At 35.3% G+C, this 19,614-nt stretch carries 23 protein-coding genes; 18 read left to right on the top strand and 5 right to left on the bottom strand.

All coding sequences use genetic code 11. The features are described 5' to 3' along the window. The first annotated feature begins 360 nt into the window (after positions 1-360). The 7 genes from MHB75_RS11675 to MHB75_RS11645 all read left to right on the top strand — a co-directional run bounded on the left by MHB75_RS11675 (position 361) and on the right by MHB75_RS11645 (position 7,083). Positions 361-957, top strand: a complete 597-nt coding sequence (locus tag MHB75_RS11675) for a hypothetical protein (RefSeq protein ID WP_340997867.1) — start codon at positions 361-363, stop codon at positions 955-957. Positions 958-1,534: 577 nt separating this feature from the next. Then, positions 1,535-1,765 carry a hypothetical protein gene (locus MHB75_RS11670; protein ID WP_340997866.1) on the top strand — a complete coding sequence of 77 codons (231 nt, stop codon included), beginning with the start codon at positions 1,535-1,537 and terminating at the stop codon, positions 1,763-1,765. Between the two features lie 219 nt (positions 1,766-1,984). Further along, positions 1,985-3,325: a branched-chain amino acid transport system II carrier protein gene (gene brnQ / locus MHB75_RS11665; protein WP_340997864.1), complete on the top strand. Its 1,341-nt coding sequence runs from the start codon at positions 1,985-1,987 to the stop codon at positions 3,323-3,325. Positions 3,326-3,475: 150 nt separating this feature from the next. After that, entirely contained in the window at positions 3,476-4,666 is a 1,191-nt protein-coding gene (locus MHB75_RS11660; RefSeq protein WP_340997863.1) for a hypothetical protein, read from the top strand. Next, positions 4,659-5,306: a hypothetical protein gene (locus MHB75_RS11655; protein ID WP_141274187.1), complete on the top strand. Its 648-nt coding sequence runs from the start codon at positions 4,659-4,661 to the stop codon at positions 5,304-5,306. The genes MHB75_RS11660 and MHB75_RS11655 overlap by 8 nt, the downstream gene beginning before the upstream one ends. Positions 5,307-5,352: 46 nt before the next feature. Next, positions 5,353-5,994, top strand: a complete 642-nt coding sequence (locus tag MHB75_RS11650) for a hypothetical protein (RefSeq protein WP_340997861.1) — start codon at positions 5,353-5,355, stop codon at positions 5,992-5,994. A gap of 135 nt (positions 5,995-6,129) precedes the next feature. Continuing rightward, positions 6,130-7,083, top strand: a complete 954-nt coding sequence (locus tag MHB75_RS11645) for an aldolase catalytic domain-containing protein (protein ID WP_340998620.1) — start codon at positions 6,130-6,132, stop codon at positions 7,081-7,083. A 20-nt stretch (positions 7,084-7,103) separates the two neighbouring features. Here the strand turns inward: MHB75_RS11645 and MHB75_RS11640 are convergent, their stop codons facing one another. Beyond that, positions 7,104-7,985 carry a LysR family transcriptional regulator gene (locus tag MHB75_RS11640; RefSeq protein WP_340997859.1) on the bottom strand — a complete coding sequence of 294 codons (882 nt, stop codon included), beginning with the start codon at positions 7,983-7,985 and terminating at the stop codon, positions 7,104-7,106. A 112-nt stretch (positions 7,986-8,097) separates the two neighbouring features. Between MHB75_RS11640 and MHB75_RS11635 the strand changes: the two genes are divergently transcribed. Further along, positions 8,098-9,006 (top strand): DMT family transporter, encoded by a 909-nt coding sequence (locus MHB75_RS11635; RefSeq protein ID WP_340997858.1) that lies wholly within the window; start codon positions 8,098-8,100, stop codon positions 9,004-9,006. A gap of 37 nt (positions 9,007-9,043) precedes the next feature. On the opposite strand, the gene MHB75_RS11630 is transcribed toward MHB75_RS11635, so the two are convergent. Together MHB75_RS11630 and MHB75_RS11625 are read right to left on the bottom strand one after the other, a co-directional pair. Beyond that, complete coding sequence (locus MHB75_RS11630) at positions 9,044-9,391, bottom strand: YxeA family protein (RefSeq protein WP_170214755.1); 348 nt, start codon at positions 9,389-9,391, stop codon at positions 9,044-9,046. A 96-nt stretch (positions 9,392-9,487) separates the two neighbouring features. Then, positions 9,488-9,766 carry a hypothetical protein gene (locus MHB75_RS11625; protein WP_087681051.1) on the bottom strand — a complete coding sequence of 93 codons (279 nt, stop codon included), beginning with the start codon at positions 9,764-9,766 and terminating at the stop codon, positions 9,488-9,490. Positions 9,767-9,867: 101 nt separating this feature from the next. Here MHB75_RS11625 and MHB75_RS11620 point away from each other — a divergent pair, with 101 nt between their 5' ends. Together MHB75_RS11620 and MHB75_RS11615 are read left to right on the top strand one after the other, a co-directional pair. Beyond that, entirely contained in the window at positions 9,868-10,611 is a 744-nt protein-coding gene (locus tag MHB75_RS11620) for an alpha/beta hydrolase (RefSeq protein ID WP_141274181.1), read from the top strand. Positions 10,612-10,685: 74 nt separating this feature from the next. Beyond that, the gene (locus tag MHB75_RS11615) at positions 10,686-11,174 is read left to right on the top strand and encodes a GNAT family N-acetyltransferase (RefSeq protein ID WP_340997855.1); all 489 of its coding nucleotides are present in this window, start codon (positions 10,686-10,688) and stop codon (positions 11,172-11,174) included. Between the two features lie 51 nt (positions 11,175-11,225). On the opposite strand, the gene MHB75_RS11610 is transcribed toward MHB75_RS11615, so the two are convergent. Continuing rightward, positions 11,226-12,974, bottom strand: a complete 1,749-nt coding sequence (locus tag MHB75_RS11610) for an ABC transporter ATP-binding protein (protein WP_340997853.1) — start codon at positions 12,972-12,974, stop codon at positions 11,226-11,228. Between the two features lie 114 nt (positions 12,975-13,088). Then, a complete protein-coding gene (locus tag MHB75_RS11605; RefSeq protein WP_340997851.1) occupies positions 13,089-13,979 on the bottom strand; it encodes a 3-hydroxyacyl-CoA dehydrogenase in 891 nt (296 codons plus the stop codon). Positions 13,980-14,113: 134 nt separating this feature from the next. On the opposite strand from MHB75_RS11605, the gene MHB75_RS11600 reads away from it, so the two are divergent. The 8 genes from MHB75_RS11600 (at position 14,114) to MHB75_RS11565 (ending at position 19,553) form a co-directional block, all read left to right on the top strand. Then, complete coding sequence (locus MHB75_RS11600; RefSeq protein WP_340997849.1) at positions 14,114-14,449, top strand: nuclear transport factor 2 family protein; 336 nt, start codon at positions 14,114-14,116, stop codon at positions 14,447-14,449. Between the two features lie 222 nt (positions 14,450-14,671). After that, positions 14,672-14,872, top strand: a complete 201-nt coding sequence (locus MHB75_RS11595; protein WP_068450358.1) for a cold-shock protein — start codon at positions 14,672-14,674, stop codon at positions 14,870-14,872. Between the two features lie 137 nt (positions 14,873-15,009). Then, positions 15,010-15,633, top strand: coding sequence for a LysE family translocator (locus MHB75_RS11590; protein WP_141274176.1), 624 nt, complete (start codon positions 15,010-15,012; stop codon positions 15,631-15,633). 251 nt (positions 15,634-15,884) lie between these two features. After that, positions 15,885-16,433 carry a histidine phosphatase family protein gene (locus tag MHB75_RS11585; RefSeq protein ID WP_340997845.1) on the top strand — a complete coding sequence of 183 codons (549 nt, stop codon included), beginning with the start codon at positions 15,885-15,887 and terminating at the stop codon, positions 16,431-16,433. Between the two features lie 305 nt (positions 16,434-16,738). After that, positions 16,739-17,254: a GNAT family N-acetyltransferase gene (locus tag MHB75_RS11580; protein WP_340997844.1), complete on the top strand. Its 516-nt coding sequence runs from the start codon at positions 16,739-16,741 to the stop codon at positions 17,252-17,254. A gap of 119 nt (positions 17,255-17,373) precedes the next feature. Beyond that, positions 17,374-18,000, top strand: coding sequence for a class I SAM-dependent methyltransferase (locus tag MHB75_RS11575; protein WP_340997842.1), 627 nt, complete (start codon positions 17,374-17,376; stop codon positions 17,998-18,000). A gap of 3 nt (positions 18,001-18,003) precedes the next feature. Beyond that, positions 18,004-18,312 (top strand): hypothetical protein, encoded by a 309-nt coding sequence (locus MHB75_RS11570; protein ID WP_141274172.1) that lies wholly within the window; start codon positions 18,004-18,006, stop codon positions 18,310-18,312. A gap of 302 nt (positions 18,313-18,614) precedes the next feature. Then, positions 18,615-19,553 carry an ABC transporter substrate-binding protein gene (locus tag MHB75_RS11565; RefSeq protein WP_340997840.1) on the top strand — a complete coding sequence of 313 codons (939 nt, stop codon included), beginning with the start codon at positions 18,615-18,617 and terminating at the stop codon, positions 19,551-19,553. Positions 19,554-19,614: the final 61 nt, after the last annotated feature.

Below are 19,614 nucleotides of genomic sequence, written 5' to 3'. Positions count from 1 at the left end.
CCTACGCGGATAGGAGGTGTTTGAGTATGCGAACACAATATGGATTACATACTCACAGTACGACGAAAAACCGATGGAGATGTTTGAATCATTCCACTGTTTTTTTGTGTTGTACTACGAACGATACGTAATTCTGCCACTATGAATAAATGATTCAATAGTAACTAAAAAAATAAATAAAGTTACTTATAAATTAGCTATATACGTTGATAAAAAAGGGAAACTAACAGTATCTTCTTTTTATCCTAAACCTTGAAATTAAGGAGTAAAACATATGAAATTAGAAATTAAATCGTATATTACAATCCCCCTGAAAAAGAAGAGTTAAATAAAAATCAAGAGTACCCAGGCTACATAGAAATGACCCATTTAGAAGGTTTAGATGTATTTAATTATGAGTTTGGACGATCTGGAGGATATCCTGGAGGTAAAGTAGTTTTTTGTGTAGATGGAAAACCCTTGCCTTTTAATACAGAAGTATTTGAATTATATAGGTTTTGGTATAATTTGGTTTTAACTTTATTACCAAAAGATAAATCTATTGAAAAACTCGATCATCTAATATTTTATGCAGACGATTATGTTATGGATAATTTTAAAATTAGAATTTTTTATCATAAAAAAACAGTTGAATTTCATTATAAAAAACAAGTATTTGCTACTTTTTCATTAGATGAGTATAAAAAAGCTGTTTTACAAGGGTTTTTAGATTTCATGTGGCATACGAATTTAGAATTTGAAACAATTACACATGATTCTTTAGGTGATGAAATTGATTATATCGATTTACGAGAAGATTTAGATTCAATAAGTGAGTTATATGGTTGTCGTTATATTTTCTTACAATTTATGAAAGAAATTTATAAACAAAAAAGTTATGACTTAGGCAAATTAATAAATCTTAATTTTGATACAAGTTATTATTATTCAAAGTTAGAATACGATTTAGAGGATTAAAATTATAATTATAAGGATACTTTATTGAATAAAGTAAGACTTAGAAAGTTGATAGAAAAAAGCCTGGTACAGAACAAAATAATATGTCTCAAATACGAATAATCAAATCAATTGAACGCGTAGAAAACGACTCCTGCGGGAATAGCGTGAGCTGAAAACCTCACAGGAACGCAGTGACGAGGAGTTTGAAGCCATGCCCGAACGCTACGTGATGTAGTGGGGCAAGATTTGCAACAGGACGTTGCGTTCTTTTCTTGCCTACCGCTATTCGTTTTTCGAAGCGGAAATTGATCTGAATGAACAAATCCCGTATGATTGAATTGCACCTCAATTATTAGACACATCTACTAATTGGAGGTGCAGTTTTTATATGGCAAAATATTCATCAGAAGAAAAAATACAAGCCGCTTTAAGGTATATAAACGGTACGGAAAGTTTATATACAATAGCGAGATCGATTGGTACAGATGATAAATCGATTCTTAATTGGGTGAGATAGTATGAGTATCATGGTGTTAATCAAGTTAGTGAAAATAGTGGATATAGCGATGGCATTTATTTAGTTGGTCCTTTTAGGTTGTATAAAAAGTTTGACACAGGGGATCAGTTTGAAAAATTTGTTAATTTTTTTGATGATCATGATTTAGAAGAAATTACGATGAAAGAAGTAAGTGATTGGGTGAAAAAAGGCTTTGATAAAGCCATGGTTACATTGCCTTTACCTATTTATTTTAGATTTACAGATGAAGAAGATGCACTTAATTTAGTGATAGGCGAATGGGAAAATCAAATGGAAATAGAGTTATGAGCTTAATGCATATTCGTTTATCTTAATTTAAATAAATGATAGAGCGACACTTTTTCATACTCAAAAAATACAAAATAGTCTAAAAATTATACAAAATTATCTATTTTTCGTTTATTCTTTCTCTTTATTCTCTGTTCATCTTGTATTGTCTGTAGTAAATTGTTAATATACTCTAATTACAATATTAAATAGACGATTTAAGTCATAAGGAGGAAAAATATGCAAGCAAAAGTACCATTTTCAACATACGCCATCATCGGTACGATGTTATTCGGTATGTTCTTCGGGGCAGGGAACTTAATTTTCCCAATCGAACTTGGACAGATGGCTGGTACGCAATTCTGGTGGGCTTTAATTGGTTTCCTAGTTACAGCAATCGGTTTGCCGTTCATGGGAATTCTAGCAATTGGTTTATCAGGAAGTAATGGTTTACGAGACTTAGGGAATCGAGTGCATCCACTATTCGGTCTTGTATTTTCAGTTGTACTATATTTAACGATTGGACCATTCTTTGCGATTCCGCGTACAGCGACTGTATCGTTCACAGTAGGGTTAGAACCATTCTTAAATCCAGATCAAGTATCATTATTTTTAGGCATTTTTAGTTTTGTATTCTTTTTAGTTGTGTATTACTTCTCACTAAATCCAGCAAAAGTAATGGATTATATCGGTAAATATTTAACACCTGCATTCTTAGTGTTCTTATTTATCTTAATTATTGTCAGTGTTGTTAATCCGATGGGGAGTTTTGAAAAACCAGTAGGTGACTATGTGAATCAAGCCTTTATGACAGGTTTTAAAGGCGGATACAATACGATGGATGCACTAGCATCACTTGCGTTTGGGATCGTCGTAATTAATGCGATTAAGAGTCGTGGTATTACCAGTACGAAAGATATTGCGATGGCGACTTGGAAATCGGGAATTTTCGCAATGGCTTTAATGATGATTATTTATGGATTTATCACATACATGGGCGGTACAAGTGTTGGCGCTGTTGGAACATTTGAAAATGGCGGCTTAATTTTTGCAGCTGTTGCGAAACACTTCTTCGGTTCATTCGGTGGGATTTTACTAGCGATTATCATTATTTTAGCTTGTTTAAAAACAAGTATTGGCTTAATTACATCATGTAGTGAATTCTTCCATGAAGTTATGCCAGCCATCAGCTATAAATGGTTTGTATTCATTTTAACGTTTGTATCATTCTTAATTGCGAACTTTGGTTTAAGTAATATCATTACATATGCTGTTCCGGTATTAATGTTCTTATATCCACTAGCGATTGTTTTAATTCTATTAACGATGTTCTCGCCGCTATTCAAAGCACGTCAAAGTGTATATGCGATGTCGATGTTCCTAACATTCTTCGTGAGTGTGATTGATGGTTACAAAGCATTGGTTGAAAGTGTGCCGGGTGCGAAATTACAAGTGTTAGAATCGATTGAGATATTCTACTCACATTACTTACCGTTATATGATATCGGTTTAGGATGGGCTGCTCCTGCTGTGGTAGGTGCCATCATCGGACTCATTTATGCGGCAATTGTAAAAAAATAATGACGTGAAGACAAGGTGTGTTCAATCGGACATACCTTGTTTTTTTATAATAAGTTTTTAAAACTTATTGCTTTTCATTGCGCTGATTGGTTGCCTATGTATAGAATTGTTATAAGTGTTTATTTAACAAAGATAAAGGTGGACAAATAAGTGAGAGCTTTATACATTTTGCATAAACGTAATCGTAAATGGAATTTAATCCTTATGGCAGCTGCACTGCTATGTTTTTCAATTGTCTATTTTACGATTTTGCATACAGCATATAAAAGTGAACCTGCAAAAGGTGGGACCACATTTGCAGGACAAAATAATTACAATCTTACACTCATTGGAGAAGAACCAACAATTGAGCAATTAGAACGCTTCAATCAAGCATTGCAAAATAATAAGCAACTAACTGTTTACACAGCTTCACCGATTCCTGTGTTTATACAGAAATTTTCAGGTGATGAAGCATTTACACCTGAAAATGCAAAAGCAGATGGACAGTATATACCTGTTTATGGACTTCAAGTGAATGCAGCTGCACAAAAGCTAAATAAGCTAGAGATGGATGCAGGTACATTTTTTAAACAAGAAGATTTTAAGGATTATGATGACAAAGAAGTTATGCCCGTTGTGTTAGGAAGTGACTATTATCAGTTGTATGATATTGGTGATTCACTTCGCATGCGTATTCATGGTCAAGATATTCACGCGAAAATCATCGGCTTTTTAAAGAGTGAACAAACGATTGTGACAACAGCATTACCTCAAATGTCAGCAGGGCATCAAGTGTTAGTTCCGTCACAGCAATATCGCCAAACACCAAGCGAAGACAATGTATTCGCAAAAGAATCATTGATCGCATCTGCAAATACAATGCTCGTAACGAATGCATCTAAGATTGGTATTCGCGATATCATGCTTGAAGTATCACAGCAATCAGATTTCTGGTCATTTACAATTGGTGGCGCAGGTGGGATAACAGTTAATATCTATAATAAGATTTTAAAAGCAAACCCTGTACTCGTGTATGGATTATTCCTGATTGCTTTAGTTGGTATGTTTATAGCTGTACAGCGTATTCAAAAGCGTAGAAATGAAGGGACGAAGCAGTTGTTCCGTATTCTGATTACGAGTGGTATGGCAGAACGTGAAATTCGAAAGTATATTCGAATTGAAGTGGGAACTTTACTAGGGATTGCACTCATTCTTCCAGCTATACCGTTTCTGGTGATTTCACAATTTACCATCATTCCACTCGTTTTATATCTCATTCTAGGTGCAATGATTGGCGGCGGTATTCTATGGCGTGTACTACGTAAAACAACGATAGAAATGGAGCAGGAGCATGTCTAAAATTCAATTAAAATATGCAGCGGTAGAACCGTATTTTCAAAAAGTGAATTTAGTCGTTGAAAAGGGAGCTTCACTAGCGATTACAGGCGCTTATCGAAATGAATTACTACAGACAATTGGCTGTTTCCGCGTTTTGACGAACGGGACATATCGCTTAGAATATCATCAAAATGAAACAAAAGATGTGGGCGACTTAGCTGTGTTGAGACAAACGAAGATGGGCTATCTACCTGCACAAGACGAATTTTTAAAAGATGAAACCGTACTTGAGAATATTCAGCTACCGTTCTTTTTCCAAACAGGTACTAATAAGTTGCCAGGAGCGAGAAAGCAGCGTTTAGATCAGCTAAGCAAGCTTATTGGTATGCATGAATTACTAGGGAAGAAAGCAGTACATCTAAATGCTTTTCAAATTAAATGTATGGCGCTTATTCGCGCATGCTTACATGCGCCTTCTATTTTGTTAATCGAAGAACCTGAAAAAGCATTAACAGAAGCGCAACTAGAAAAATTCATACAGTGTTTGCGTTCTGTAAAAGCAGAAGGTGTTACGCTCATTATTAGTTCTGAAAATCCTACGGTATGTGCGAGTTGTCAGGCTGTATTTGAATTAACAGGGGAACAAATTCTATCAAATTAGAATGAAACATTTAATAAAGGGTACTAATAGTTTAGAGGTGATCCAAATGCCAGAAAAGCTATTAAGAAAAGCAGTTTTAAACCAGATTGCTTGGTGGAAAGCTGTGTGCGCAACACATCATATTACAACAGCCTGTATGGATAACGTATGGATTGCGGATCAATATGTACCGAGTTATTATCCAGAGATGATTACAGAGACGAGAGAAGCGACTGTGGAAAAAATTCCAGACCGCGTATCGACGATTATGGATAGTTATGCAACCTTACAAATTCTAGGATTCACGAAGTTCTTTAAAGCGCAGTGGATGATGTCATCTTCTGTTGTACCGTATTGTAGTGAGTGGAAGTGGGTTCGAAATGAAGAAGCATTTCAAAAGTGGCTTGTGGCGGCTAATTTAGAAGGTATGCTACAGCCATCAATTATTGATGACCCTCATGTTTTAGTATTTCATAAAGAAGGATATGGTGGTTTTTCAGCTTATCAAAGCCATGGGATTATCGGGATTTTTAATGTATTTGGCGTAAACCATGTATTTCAAGATATTCCTGCTGTCTTGGCTAACTTTTTTCCGAAACAATCCATTGTAGGATATGAAGCAGATGAACGATTGGCTGCTGCCATGCGTGGTGGTTGGTCAGCGATAGGGCCTTTAACAATTTGGGCGAGGGAGGTAGCTGTTCTATAAATTTGTATTTGATTTATAGAACAGCTTTAGTTTATATAAAAATAAAAAATTAGCATTTTTGAGAAATTTAATATTCTAAAAATTCAGATATGTGTTATAATCAACTTTATTTCGTAGATAGGACAGGTGATGAAAATGAACTCAAATCAAGTGAAAATTTTAGACTGTACAATTCGTGATGGTGGTCTTGTAAATAATTGGGATTTCAGTGTAGATTTCGTGCGTGATACATACGAAGCATTAAATAATGCAGGTGTCGATTATATGGAGATTAGTTATAAAAACTCACCTAAGTTATTAGATGCAGATGGTTGTGGCCCTTGGCGCTTTTGTGATGATGACTTCATTCGTGAAGTAATCCCAGAAAAGAAAAATACGAAGCTATCAGCAATCGTTGATATCGGTCGCGTAGATCCAAGCGAATGTGCACCACGCTCTGAAAGTCCATTCGATATGATTCGTGTCGCTTGTTACTTAAAAGACATTGATAAAGGACTTGATTTAATTAATCAATTCCATAATCTGGGTTATGAAACATCATTAAATATTATGGCTGTATCGAATTCAATTAATTCACATTTAGTTGAAGCGCTAGAGAAAATTGAACATAGTGTTGTCGATGTACTGTATGTTGTTGACTCATTCGGTAGCCTTTTCCCAAAAGACATTGCTTACTTAGTGAAGCTTTTCAAAGAGCATGCACCGTCAAAACGTTTAGGAATTCATACGCATAATAACCTACAGATGGCTTTTGCTAATACATTAGAAGGTATTGAATTAGGCGTTGAATTTTTAGATACATCGGTTTACGGTATGGGACGCGGCGCAGGGAACTGTCAAACAGAATTAGTAGTGGGTCACTTAACCGCTTCACGTTATGATATGAAGCCGCTTTTAAAACTAATTGATGATCGCTTTGTACCGCTTAGTAAGGAAGTGGAGTGGGGGTATAATACAGCCTACGCTTTGACTGGATTATTCAATGAACATCCACGCAGTGCGATTGCGATGCGTAAAACACCTGAAAAAGATCAATTCTACCCGTTTTTCAATAAACTAACGAGCGTAGAAACACATAGTGATATTTAAATAAAAACAGGAAATGCGCTTTATATGCGTGTTTCCTGTTTTTTTGAGAAGTGTTCCGTAATAAAGTCGATGAAATAGCGACTTGCGATTGGGAGCACTTTTTTATTTTTATAAGCGAGACTAATTGTACGGACGACAGGTGGCGAGATGCGTTTTGTCAAAATATGATAAGGGCAGCGGCTTAATACGAGTTTCGGTAACATGGAAATACCGAGTTGTTGTTCGACCATCGCCATGATTGTGTAATCGTCATACACTTTAAATTGTGTGTTCGGTGTAAGATTTGCCTTCTCAAAATAGTGTTGTGGTTCACTAAAATCTCCTTCGTCAATTTGAATAAAAGGATCTTTTGTTAAATCATGAATATGTACTTCATCATGGTCAGCAAGTTCATGTCCGTAAGGTAGCACAGCTAAGACCTCATCCTGTGCTAATGGAATAGTCGTTAAATTCGATACAGCAGCAGGATTCACAAAACCAAAATCGACGGTCCCTTCATAGATCCATTTTGAAATACTTGTATATTCACCTTGTTGTAACTCGAAGTGGACACCAGGATACAGTTGTTTAAAGTTATGTAATAGGGTCGGAATCCAGTTCGTTGAAACACTTGAGAATGTACCGATCCGTATGAGACCACGTTCCAAACCTTGCATCTCTTGATGTTTTTCTTTTAATTCACTATGTGCATGACAAATATTTTTAATGAAAGGGAGCATCTCCTCACCATCTGGTGTGAGAGAAATTCCTTTGCGAGAACGAATGATCAGCGTTGTATCGAGTTCTTTTTCAAGATTATTCACCATCTGACTAATTGCTGATTGTGTGTAACCAAGTGCTTCAGCAGCTTTTGTAAAACTACCGAGCTCAACAATTTTAACGAAGGACTCATAAATATTCATTCCATCATCTCCTATACATTAATAAAACTAATATTACTATTATAAATATTCGTTTTATTAATGTAAATAACGGTGATAATCTAAGAAAAAGAAAAAATAAGGAAGTGATGGAATGACACAGAAACAAGCGAACTTATTATTAATTACGGTTTCGATGGCGTGGGGAACGTCTTATTTATTTATGAAAGTAGCCGCAGATGATGGAATGCCTTCTTTTACAATCGTCGCAATGCGTAGTATTATCGCATTCATCTTCATGTGGTTATTATTCGCGAAGAGGATGGTTCGCGTATCGTGGCAAACGATCAAGTACAGTGCGATTGTCGGTGCATTATTATACGGTGTATTCTTAGGATTATTATTAGGAACGAAATATACAGATGCTTCGACAGCAGGATTTTTAACGAGTACAACGGTTGTACTTGTACCGATTTTGCAAATCTTTTTAACGAAGCGACTACCAGCGAAGCAAATTATGATTGGTGTTGTGGTGGTCATGATGGGACTAGCATTTTTAACATTAAAAGATGGCTTCTCTATTCAGCTTGGTGCTATTTATTGTTTAATCGGTGCATTGTGTTATGCCATTCATATTCTTGTGACGAATCATTTTGCGCGTAAGGTCGATGTACTGCAATTAGGAATTTATCAATTAGGCTTTTGTTCGTTATATGCCATTATTATTGCGTTCACATTTGAAACACCCGCTCTACCGACGACATCGGGTTCTTGGATTTCGATTTTAGGTTTAGCGTTCATCTGTTCAGCATATGGTTTTGTTATGCAGCCCATTGCACAGAAATATACAACACCTGAAAATACAGGCTTTTTCTTTTCACTTGAACCGATCTTCTCTGCTTTCTTTGCCTTCTTATTCTTACAAGAAGTAATGGGCATGACGGGTTATATTGGTGCAGTATTTATCATGCTCGGTGTAACAATTGCCAACTATCAAAAGAAAGTGAAAGAACCGCGAGTCGCATATCGAAAAATCGCGCTAAAAGAAAAAATAGTCAAATAAAAAATATTCTAGCGTCCATGTGACGTTAGAATATTTTTTAATGGAGTGAATTCCGTATTGTTGATGGAATACTTTCTGCGGTAGTTTCTTGTATGAGTTTGATATAATTGCCTTTTACGTAGAGTTTCACATATGTACCTTCTGGAAGTGGACGTTCTGTTTGGAATGCAAGGAATTGTTTTTTGCCTGCAGTATTTACAGCGTAGGTTTCATATACGTAATGACCACTGACGCGCTGTTGTTCTTCTGCTGTATGTGCTACTGCATAGAAGTGTTCAGATGGAATGAAGGGCATGAATCGGTCACCTGTGAGTAAGTATGTAATTCCGAACATCATCGATACAGCAAAAGAGAAAATACCTAACTGCTTCAAAATGGTTTTCATGTTAAGCCTCCTTTTTCTTTCTATATTCATTATTATAAAAAGAAAAAAAGGAAAACAAAAAGGTCTCAGACTGTAACTTTGTCTAAGACCAGAGACTTAGATTGCTTGAAGCTCCGCGCAAATGCTTTGGATGGCTTGCTGCTCATCTAATGTATAAAGTATATCGTATTGTGCTGAGAGTTCTAAAAAAGATTGTTCAAGTTCGTCGTAAGATACAGATTGCGAGCAGACTGTACCTTTAATAATTTGAGCCGCTCTTTCGGCTTCGATTTCAGAACAAAAAGCTTGTGCTTCTTCAATATCTGCTACAAATCCAGATTGCGCATAGTAGCCTGCGGTTGTAGAAATGACGAAATAATGCAACGCGTCTTCCACAAAATCACCTTCTTTTCTAAAAAACTGACGTCTTCTAGTCTATTAAAAAAACAGAAGATATGCAAATTATTTTTAATATTTAAACCTAACAGGAGGGACTTATGAAATATAAAGCACCGGAATCATTTTATTTTCAAGGCGGTAGTAAAGCGATTTTACTACTTCATTCATTTACGGGGTCGACGATTGATATGCGACAACTTGGGAAGTTTTTAAATAGAGAAGGATATACGGTTCATGCACCGATGTATACGGGGCATGGCCAAAAGGCAGATACATTACTACAGTATGGTCCATCTACTTGGTGGGAGGATGTTCAATCAGCGTATGAGTTTCTTGAAGATGAGGGATATGAGGAGATTGTTGTGATGGGGCTATCTTTAGGCGCTGTACTCACATTAAAAGTAGCACATGAATTAAACCCACTTGCAATTGTTACAATGTCACTACCGATGACGCGTGATGAAGTGACCTTGCGAAAAAGAGTGGTCTACTATGCAAAACAACATCAACAATATGAAGAAGGTACAGATGAAGAAAAAGAAGCGGCACGACAAGCTTTAAAAGCACATCCGATGGAGATTGTACCAGCCTTTATTGAGATGATTGAACAACAGATGCAACATTTAGAGCAAATTCAAGTACCTATTTACTTAGCATATGGTGGTCAAGATGATGCATTATATGAAGAGACAGCGAATTATGTAGCCGAGCGGATCGGTTCAACACAAAAAGTTGTAACATGTTATGAACAAGCAGGGCATTTAATGACATATGGAAAAGATGCTAAAACAATGTATGAAGACTTTTTACACTTTTTACAACACCTTCACTGGAAGAAATAAATCATAGTTCTTGCATTTTTATAGAATTTTTATGTATAATAATGAATAAAAATTCATTTAAGGGTGTGTAGAGAATGATTATTGTGCATACAGAAAATGAGGAATTAATCGTAGAGCTCATGCATGAAGCGTTTAAAGAGTATGTGAATCCGCCATCAAGCGCCATAATGGAAACAGAGCGCGATGTTAAAAAAGCGTTAGCTTGTGGTCAAAAAGCAATTGTTGGATTGAATAATGAAGGTCCTGTGGCGATGGCACGTTATGAGATAAAAGAGAGTACACTCACTTTTTCTCGTGTAAGTGTTTTACCAACTCAACGTGGAAAAGGATATGCGAAAAAGCTAGTTACCTATTTAGAAAATATTGCAAAACAACAGTCTGTACAATGGATTGCTTGCGACGTTCGCGCGAATGAATCACGTAATGTTCATCTCTATGAATCTTATGGTATGCACATCGAATCTACATTTGAAACGACGAATTTATTAGGACATCAAATGCCTATTGTGCATATGAAGAAAAAAGTTCAAGCACAGGTTGAAAGCTATGCAGTACGATCTTAAATATTAAAAGAAGAATCGCCCCTTCACGTGAGGAACGATTCTTCTTTTTGATTAGACTTGTAATCCTTTTAGTTGTTGGTCAGAGAATTCTTTATAGAGTGCATGTGTTGCATAAAGTTCTTGATGTGTACCAATCCCTGTAATCTCACCTTGTTCTAGGAAGACAATTTGATCGGAATGAATAACGGTTGAGAGACGGTGAGCGATAACAATTGTTGTACGACCCTTCATGAGCTCCTCTAACGCACGTTGTACAACTTGTTCGGATTTACTATCTAAACTCGATGTTGCTTCATCTAACATTAGAATTTGTGGGTTACGTAAGAACGCGCGTGCAATGGCGATACGTTGGCGCTGTCCACCAGACAACTTCATGCCACGTTCACCTACTTCGGTTAAAATACCATCTTCTAAGTTTTCAATAAACTGATCGGCATAGGCCATTTTAATAACGCGATTGATTTCTTCGTCTGATACTTCTCGTTCTAATCCATATGTGATATTGTCGCGAATGGTCCCTGCGATAATCGGACTCTCTTGTGACACATAGCCAATCTGCTTACGCCAAGATAATAGAGAGAAGTTTTGGATATTTTGATTGCCAAGAAGAATCGCTCCCTCTTGTGGTTGGTAAAAACGTTCAATAAGAGAGAAGAAGGTCGTTTTACCACTACCACTCGGACCGACAATTGCGGTTACTTGATTCGGCGGAATCGTAAAGTTTAGATTTTTTAATACAGGTTCTTTATCAGGATAGTTATAAGATAAACACTCAATCTGAATTGCTTCATCAACTTTTTGAACTTCTTCATAACCATCTTTTTCATCTTCAACTTCTAAAATTTCAATAATGCGTTCGGTTGCACCTGAAGCTTTTTGGAATTGCGTAAAGAACTCTGCAATTTGTGCCATTGGCATAATGATTTGGAAGAGGTACATGATGAAAGCTACTAATGCACCTGCTGATAGCGCCCCAGAAGATACACGCATACCACCATAACCGAGTAATACAACTAATAAAATCATCATAACTAGATTAATAATCGGTCCAATAAAAGCATATACTTTTGCTTCTTTTAAACCGTAATTGAATAAGTTACGAATACCTGTTGCGCCGTTATTGTATTCAATTTTCTCAGAGTTTGAAGATTTCACAAGACGAATCTCAGAGAGTACCTGTGTTAAAAGTGCTGTGAATTTACTTGTTTCAAGCTGTGTATTCTTTGAGATTTTATACATTTTACGACCAAGCGGAATTAGAACGGCCGCAGCTAACGGAATGGCGATAAACATGGCAGTTGTCATGCGCCAATCTAAAATGAACAGGACAATCATTGCGCCAATAATCGAGATGATACCTGATAAGAAGTTGGCAAGATGTTCTGAGATGAGTGTTTTAACGACGGTCGTATCATTCGTCATACGACTTACGGTTTCACCAGAAGGGTTTTCATCAAAATAATTAACGGGTAGAACTAATAACTTCTTCCATAGACGGTCACGCATACCAGCGACAACACTTTGTCCAATACGATTTAAAATGTAGATGGAGAATCCACCTGATAATGCTTGTAAAATAATCGCACCGACTAGTAATGCAATCGTTGTTTTATTTAAATCATCAATTGTAAAGTCATTTACGAGGTTCTTTGTGAAGAGCGGAACCATTAAGGATACAGCAGTTGTGGAGAGCGTTAAAATAAGTGCAATCACGATTAGAAGTTTTGGTGGATTGGTACTTTTAACGAGTTGAATGAACTTTTTAAAATTTTTTTTTGAGATTTTTTCTTTTTCAGTCATTTATTTAACCCTTTCTACATATATGAATACTCTAAGTATGCGTAATCAAATGAAATTATACAAATTAAAAAGGAGAAATCTCGTCATAGCGAAATTTCTCCTTCGTTGAGCGAATTATTTTAAGAAGTTTGGATCGGCATAAGCAGGGTTTGGGTATTTGTAAAATCCTTCTCCTGTCGCAACCCCCATCTTTCCTTTATCAATAAAGTCATGTTTTAAAATGTCAGCGATTTTTCCAGCAACTGGATTTTTATCTGCACTTGCAGATACGATGTTGTAAGCGGTTTGCAAGCCAACTACATCTAAAATAGCAAATGGCCCTCTTGGTGAGCCAGTCGCAATCATCCAAGTTTTATCAATTGTCTGTGGTTCAGCAATGCCGTTTGCGTACAATGCCTGTGCAGCATTAAGTAATGGTATAAGTAATGAATTTAAAATATAGCCATGTTGTTCTTTTAAAATATGCAGTGGAACCATGCCAATCGCACGAGCAAAATCAATTACTTCTGTTACGTATTTTGGATCTGTTCCATCATGTCCCATGATTTCAGCCGTATTATTTTTCCAAATTTCGTTTGCGAAGTGCAGTGCTAGGAATTTTTCAGGTCGTCCTGTTGCATCGCGAAATTGACTTGGAATCATCGTAGAAGAGTTCGTTGCAAAGATGGTTTTTTCAGGTGCTACTTTTGCTAATTGTTCATAGAAACTTGTTTTAATATCAATTCGTTCTGGAACAGCTTCAATAACTAAATCAGCATCTTTTACAGCCTCACCTAAATCTGTATAGAAAGAAAGTCGAGCGAGTGCATCATCCACCTCTGACGGATGTTTTGCAACTTCGTGTTTATATGTCTCAGCAAGCTTTTGAACGCGTTCCTGTGCGGCTTTAATCGCACCTTCATTAATGTCATAAACACTTACATTAAAACCTTGAAAAGCTGTTTGAAAAGCAATCTGACTCCCTAAAACACCACTACCAGCAACTGTAACATTTTTAAAATTCATTTAAAACGCTCCTTTTAAAGTGATTTTTCATCCCTATTCTACATTCCCTGTTACTGTATAAATTAATCAAATACAAATGACAATTTTAATTCATAGATAAAGGGGTATAAGTAAAGTGTATAGGGGAGATGCTTATGATGCAAATATATGACTTAGAGATGAGACTGCAAAATTATGTGTATGATGAATTTGATCAAATGATGGATGAAGACTTTATCGAATTTGGCACAATCGGCACACAATACACAAAACAAAATCAGCTAAGTGCCATCGGTAAAGAATCACCACCAACAGAACGTTTTTTACGTGTAGAAGATTATGAAGAACGTTTTGTAGATAAAAGTGTCATTCTAGTAACATATAAAACAACAAATATTTTAACAAAACAGCAAGCTTTAAGAAGTTCGATTTGGCGTAAAAAAGAGAAAGATTGGAAATTGTTTTTCCATCAAGGAACCTTGATTAAGTAAAGATTTTTGTATAAAAAAGCAGAAAATTTTTAATGATTGGATAGTCTTTTTTAGACAAATCGGACAAAATAGGTTATACTATTATTAATAATGAAATTGGCTCAGCGTATACAATACATTCACCTGCTTGGAAGACTGTATAATGCGGTCTCTCTAGCAGGTGTATTTTTATTCTCGGTTGAACAATCTATTATTGAATTCATTAATAGGAGGTCATTCATAATGACACAAGGTACAGTTAAATGGTTTAATGCAGAAAAAGGTTTCGGTTTCATCGAAGTTGAAGGCGGAAACGACGTATTCGTACACTTCTCAGCTATCCAAGGCGACGGTTTCAAAACTTTAGACGAAGGTCAAAAAGTTGAATTCGAAGTTGAAGAAGGTAACCGCGGACCACAAGCTACTAACGTAACTAAACTTTAATTTTTAAAGTTTGTCCGTAAAAGGCGACTCTCTTAAGGGAGTTGCTTTTTTTATGGCTTGAAAGTATAAATATTCTAATTTATGTATTGATATTCATACTTATTCTCCTTATAATCAAGTAAGGAGTTGGTAAAGTTATGGAAACGTATATTTCTTATTTAATTGTTGGATTTACAATTGCTTTACCTGTCGGAGCCATGACCGTTGAAATGACAAAACAAGGTTTGAAAAATGGTTTTATTCATGGATGGGCAGTTGGACTTGGTGGCATGACAATTGATGCCGCATTAATTATTGCACTGTATTTTGGATTAGCTTCATTTTTAGCACTTCCATTTGTTCAATTACCATTATGGATTGTTGGAGCCGCTTTCTTATTTTATTTAGCGTATGATTCGATTAAAAATGCCGATCAAGGAATTAGTTTAGTAGGTGAGAAACCGAATCAATCTTTTTGGCGTACATATAGAAATGGAATCTTAGTAGCTGTATCGCCAGGAAACTTAGTCTTTTGGGTGTCGGTATTTGGTGCAGTACTTGCGAAATCTTATAGCGTTCATGAATTCAGTTTTGCAGGGCTCGGTATTCTAACAGGTATTGTTTTACATGATGTTGGTCTGTTAGCGATTGTGTCGATTTCAAGACGGGCAATGAGTCGCAAAGTGATTCGAAAAGTCTCTATTGTTGCAGGTATTCTTCTAATTGGTTTCGCATTGTATTTCCTTTATGAATTCATATTAGGTATTCGTAATCTACTTTAATCGTATTTTCTAATGATTTTTACTATACTATAGAAAATGAATGAAGGAAGTTTTCTATGCAGTTATGGGTTAATAAATTAAAGTGTATGTGGAAAAGCATTGTTTTATATAGTTTAGGATGTTTACTACCGCTGTATATTATATGGTGGTTTTTTATACGCTAAGATATGTATGCGAATGAAGAGTTATAATTATTCATTCAAGCACACCTTTTGTATAATGAGACAATCAATTAGAAAGAAGGAGATCCTATGGAAAAAATCTACCTAGTACGTCATTGTAAAGCGGATGGTCAACAGCCTAAAGCGCAATTAACAGAAGAAGGACGTCAACAGGCACAAGACTTAATTCCATTTTTTGAAGGACATCCCATCGATTTAATTATGTCGAGTACATATGACCGAGCAGTTCAGACAGCTGCACCACTTGCCGCATCACTTGATTTACCTATTCATGAAGAAAAGCGTTTAACAGAGCGTGTGTTTAGTACATTAAAAGTAGATGATTGGCTGACATGGATACAAAGAGGATTTGTAGATATGGATTTAGAATTTGAGGGTGGAGAATCAGGTCGTGCAGCACAAGCGCGCATTGTAGAAGTGATGAACGAGTTAATTGAACGACCTGAAGAAGAAGCAGTCGTTGTCAGTCATGGTAATTTAATCTCGATGTTCTTACAAACAATTAATGATCAGTTTAGCTTTGAAGGTTGGCAGAACATGACGAATCCAGATGTCTTCTTAATTACACGAGATGAAGCAACAAAAGAATTCCAATATGAGCGGATTTTTACAAAGTAAATCTAATCAAGCAATAGTGAATAATTCTAAAATAGTAACTTTAGAAGAAAATGCTTTAAATCGAGGATAAAGAGTTACATTCTATACAAAGTTATATCTAGTTTTTATTGCATATGTTTAGTAAAATAGATATTGGAAACAAAGAGGTAAGCCACTTTTCTCCAAAAAAATCGCTTACACTTTTTGAATCTAAATGGGCTATAACGAGTTACCCGACTCGCTATAGCCCATTTTTTATTTTTGGTCATAATAGCTTGTAATTGCTAAAATGTGGTATAATATCAAAAACTAAAGGAGGGTCTTTTGTGCGTATTCGCGTGTTAACGAAAGAAGATACACAGATCTATCGAGAATTACGGTTACAAGCACTTGAACACTCTCCAACCGCCTTTGCCTCATCCTATGAAGAAGAAGTAACGTATGAACCTCATTATTTCGAAAATTTTCTAAATAATCAAAATCATATTGTGTTTGGTGCATTTGAAGAAGAACTACTTGTAGGTATGGTCACGTTAGAGACAAATACAAGGCTAAAATTGCGTCATATCGCTTCTTTAAAAGGAATTTATGTGCATCAAGATTATCAAGGAGAGGGCATTAGTAAGCCGATTATTGCCGCAGCGATTATGCGTGCAAAAGAATTACGTTGTGAGCAAATTCATCTCAAAGTTAATGTGAAAAATCAAATTGCAAAAGGTGTGTATACATCTTTTGGTTTTGAAATTATCGGTATGGAAAAAGATATTCTAAAGATGCCAAATCATCAGTATATTGATGAATATCATATGGCATTATACTTTGATGAATGGGATGAAGATTAAATAAAAAAGAAAAAATGAAGGAGTGTTGAATATGATTAAATCAATGAAAACAATCACAGTAAATAAGGAGGGTTTACACATGTAAATTCTCCGGAATAATCTGGAGGAGTTCTACATTGATGTTGGATAATAAGGGTTTTGATTTATGGGCTTCAAGCTATGATCAAACAGTTAAATTAAGTGATGAACAAGAAGCATATCCTTTTGCGGGGTATGAACCAATGATGGAAGCTTTGTACGAAAAAGTTTGTACAAAGGATGTACAAAACATTGTCGATTTAGGCGTTGGAACAGGTAAACTAACGAAACGTTTATATGATGCAGGACATCATATTACAGGCATTGATTTTTCGGAAGAGATGTTGAAAATCGCAGGCGATAAAATGCCGAAAGCGACTTTTATCGAAGGTGATTTACACAATACATCGAAGTTGATTACGAATAAAAAATTCGATGTCATTATTAGTACCTACGCAATGCATCATTTAACGGATGACGAAAAAGTTAAGTTGTTTCGTGAATTATTGACCCACCTAAACGAAGATGGTGCCATCTATATTGGTGACATTAGCTTTGAAACACACTTTTTACAGAGTAAATGTCGTAAACAGCATATCGATGATTGGGATGATAGCGAATATTATTTTATCGTAACAAAGCTTTTACCTATCATTTCAACATTTGCCAAGGTACAATTTAAGAAATATGCTCATTGTTGTGGGCTATGGACAATTCAACCGAGGTAAGGAATGAAGAATATGAAGGCGATGGACTTTGTGCCAACAACCGTCATTGGAACGGCACTTATTTTATTAGCTATTTATTTATGGCGCACTAAAAATTTGCAAATGCTTATTGGTATGCAAGTAACTCAAATAAAAAAACCACTATTACAAGTCGCAACAAATAGTGCCTATTTTTTATTAGGAATCGGTATTTTAACCGTATTATTACCAATATCAGAACAAACAAGTGGACTTTTATTGGCACTGCATTTAATCGTTATTTTAATCAGTGTTTTAAGTTTAGTTGTTTATATTCAAAAGCAAAAAAAATAATTTTAAGATCTCGAGTACACTAGCGTATTCGAGTTTTTTTTATAACATAATTTAGGTAAATCATATTATTAGTATAATAATAAAAATATTGATTTCTGTCGTAAACTTATCCATAGGAAGACCCTTTTTCTAGAATTGGTTGTCGTGACTTTATTCTACCAAGAATTGGGTCTTCTTTTTTTATGTTTTTTTCATTTACACAAAATATTTTACGCTCTCTGTAAAACTTTTTAATTAATTATAGACATTATTTTATGAGTAATTTATAATTGATAATGGTTATCAATTAATAGGAGGGCATCATGAATAAATATTCAAGAATTTTTATGGCGGTATTAGTTGTTTCAGCAATGTTTCTAGCAGCGTGTGGCAATAATAAAGGTAGTGAATCAGGTGCTAAGAAATCTGAAACGATAGAAATAAAAGATGAATTAGGTATTCAAAAAGTTAATAAGAATCCTAAAAACATTGTCGTATTAGAGTATTCTTTTGCAGATGCAGTTAAAAATCTTGGCAATACACCAGTTGGTATTGCGGACGATAATAAGAAAGAAATTATTAAAAAATTATATGGTGAAGATGTGAAATATACGTCAGTTGGTACGCGTAAACAACCAAACTTAGAATCTATCAGTTCACTTAAACCAGATTTGATTATAGCGGATGTTCAACGTCATAAAGGTATAAGTGAAGACTTGAAGAAAATTGCACCAACACTTGTATTGAAAAGTAGAGAAGCAAGCTATGATGATGTGAATGGTTCATTTAAAACAGTTGGCAAAGCTTTAGGTAAAGAAGATAAAGCTAAACAATTACTTGAAGATCAAGATGCAAAAATTAAAAAAGCTAAAGATAAAGTAACTACTAAAGAAAACAAAGGTGAAAAAGTGTTGATTGCAGTTGCGAGAGAAGATGCTTTTCAAGCTCATACATCTACTTCTTATGCTGGCCAGCTATTAACGAAATTGGGATTAGATAATGCTGTAGAATCTAAAAATGCATATGAAGATGTTAATTTAGAAAATTTATCTAAAATTAATCCGGATAAAATCATTTTTACAACTGATAAAAAGAATCCAATAACAGATGATTGGAAAGAAAAAGCGATTTGGAAAGATCTTAAAGCATATAGAAAAGGTCAAATATATCAAGTAGATAGAGACTTCTGGACGAGATTCAGAGGTATCAATGCCAATGAATATATCATAAAAGATTTACAAAAATATAACAAAAAGAAATAAATACTTGAACAATGAACGTACATAATTGTTCGTTCATTGTTTTATTTCTGAGTTGAGTTGG

The organism is Kurthia sp. FSL E2-0154, from assembly GCF_038003625.1.
In the GTDB taxonomy this organism is placed as follows: Bacteria; Bacillota; Bacilli; order Bacillales_A; family Planococcaceae; genus Kurthia; species Kurthia gibsonii.
The sequence above is the reverse complement of the archived record's forward strand: the minus strand, read 5'-3'. Positions and strand labels throughout refer to the sequence as shown.

Excerpts from the sequence above, each read along its gene's own strand:
- MHB75_RS11615 (WP_340997855.1), top strand. The coding sequence starts at position 10,686 with ATGATTATTGTGCATACAGAAAATGAGGAATTAATCGTAGAGCTCATG.
- MHB75_RS11595 (WP_068450358.1), top strand. The coding sequence starts at position 14,672 with ATGACACAAGGTACAGTTAAATGGTTTAATGCAGAAAAAGGTTTCGGT.
- MHB75_RS11600 (WP_340997849.1), top strand. The coding sequence starts at position 14,114 with ATGATGCAAATATATGACTTAGAGATGAGACTGCAAAATTATGTGTAT.
- MHB75_RS11575 (WP_340997842.1), top strand. The coding sequence starts at position 17,374 with ATGTTGGATAATAAGGGTTTTGATTTATGGGCTTCAAGCTATGATCAA.
- MHB75_RS11640 (WP_340997859.1), bottom strand. The coding sequence starts at position 7,985 with ATGAATATTTATGAGTCCTTCGTTAAAATTGTTGAGCTCGGTAGTTTT.
- MHB75_RS11675 (WP_340997867.1), top strand. The coding sequence starts at position 361 with ATGACCCATTTAGAAGGTTTAGATGTATTTAATTATGAGTTTGGACGA.
- brnQ (WP_340997864.1), top strand. The coding sequence starts at position 1,985 with ATGCAAGCAAAAGTACCATTTTCAACATACGCCATCATCGGTACGATG.
- MHB75_RS11610 (WP_340997853.1), bottom strand. The coding sequence starts at position 12,974 with ATGACTGAAAAAGAAAAAATCTCAAAAAAAAATTTTAAAAAGTTCATT.
- MHB75_RS11565 (WP_340997840.1), top strand. The coding sequence starts at position 18,615 with ATGAATAAATATTCAAGAATTTTTATGGCGGTATTAGTTGTTTCAGCA.
- MHB75_RS11655 (WP_141274187.1), top strand. The coding sequence starts at position 4,659 with ATGTCTAAAATTCAATTAAAATATGCAGCGGTAGAACCGTATTTTCAA.
- MHB75_RS11630 (WP_170214755.1), bottom strand. The coding sequence starts at position 9,391 with ATGAAAACCATTTTGAAGCAGTTAGGTATTTTCTCTTTTGCTGTATCG.
- MHB75_RS11635 (WP_340997858.1), top strand. The coding sequence starts at position 8,098 with ATGACACAGAAACAAGCGAACTTATTATTAATTACGGTTTCGATGGCG.
- MHB75_RS11585 (WP_340997845.1), top strand. The coding sequence starts at position 15,885 with ATGGAAAAAATCTACCTAGTACGTCATTGTAAAGCGGATGGTCAACAG.
- MHB75_RS11645 (WP_340998620.1), top strand. The coding sequence starts at position 6,130 with ATGAACTCAAATCAAGTGAAAATTTTAGACTGTACAATTCGTGATGGT.
- MHB75_RS11620 (WP_141274181.1), top strand. The coding sequence starts at position 9,868 with ATGAAATATAAAGCACCGGAATCATTTTATTTTCAAGGCGGTAGTAAA.
- MHB75_RS11570 (WP_141274172.1), top strand. The coding sequence starts at position 18,004 with ATGAAGAATATGAAGGCGATGGACTTTGTGCCAACAACCGTCATTGGA.
- MHB75_RS11605 (WP_340997851.1), bottom strand. The coding sequence starts at position 13,979 with ATGAATTTTAAAAATGTTACAGTTGCTGGTAGTGGTGTTTTAGGGAGT.
- MHB75_RS11650 (WP_340997861.1), top strand. The coding sequence starts at position 5,353 with ATGCCAGAAAAGCTATTAAGAAAAGCAGTTTTAAACCAGATTGCTTGG.
- MHB75_RS11590 (WP_141274176.1), top strand. The coding sequence starts at position 15,010 with ATGGAAACGTATATTTCTTATTTAATTGTTGGATTTACAATTGCTTTA.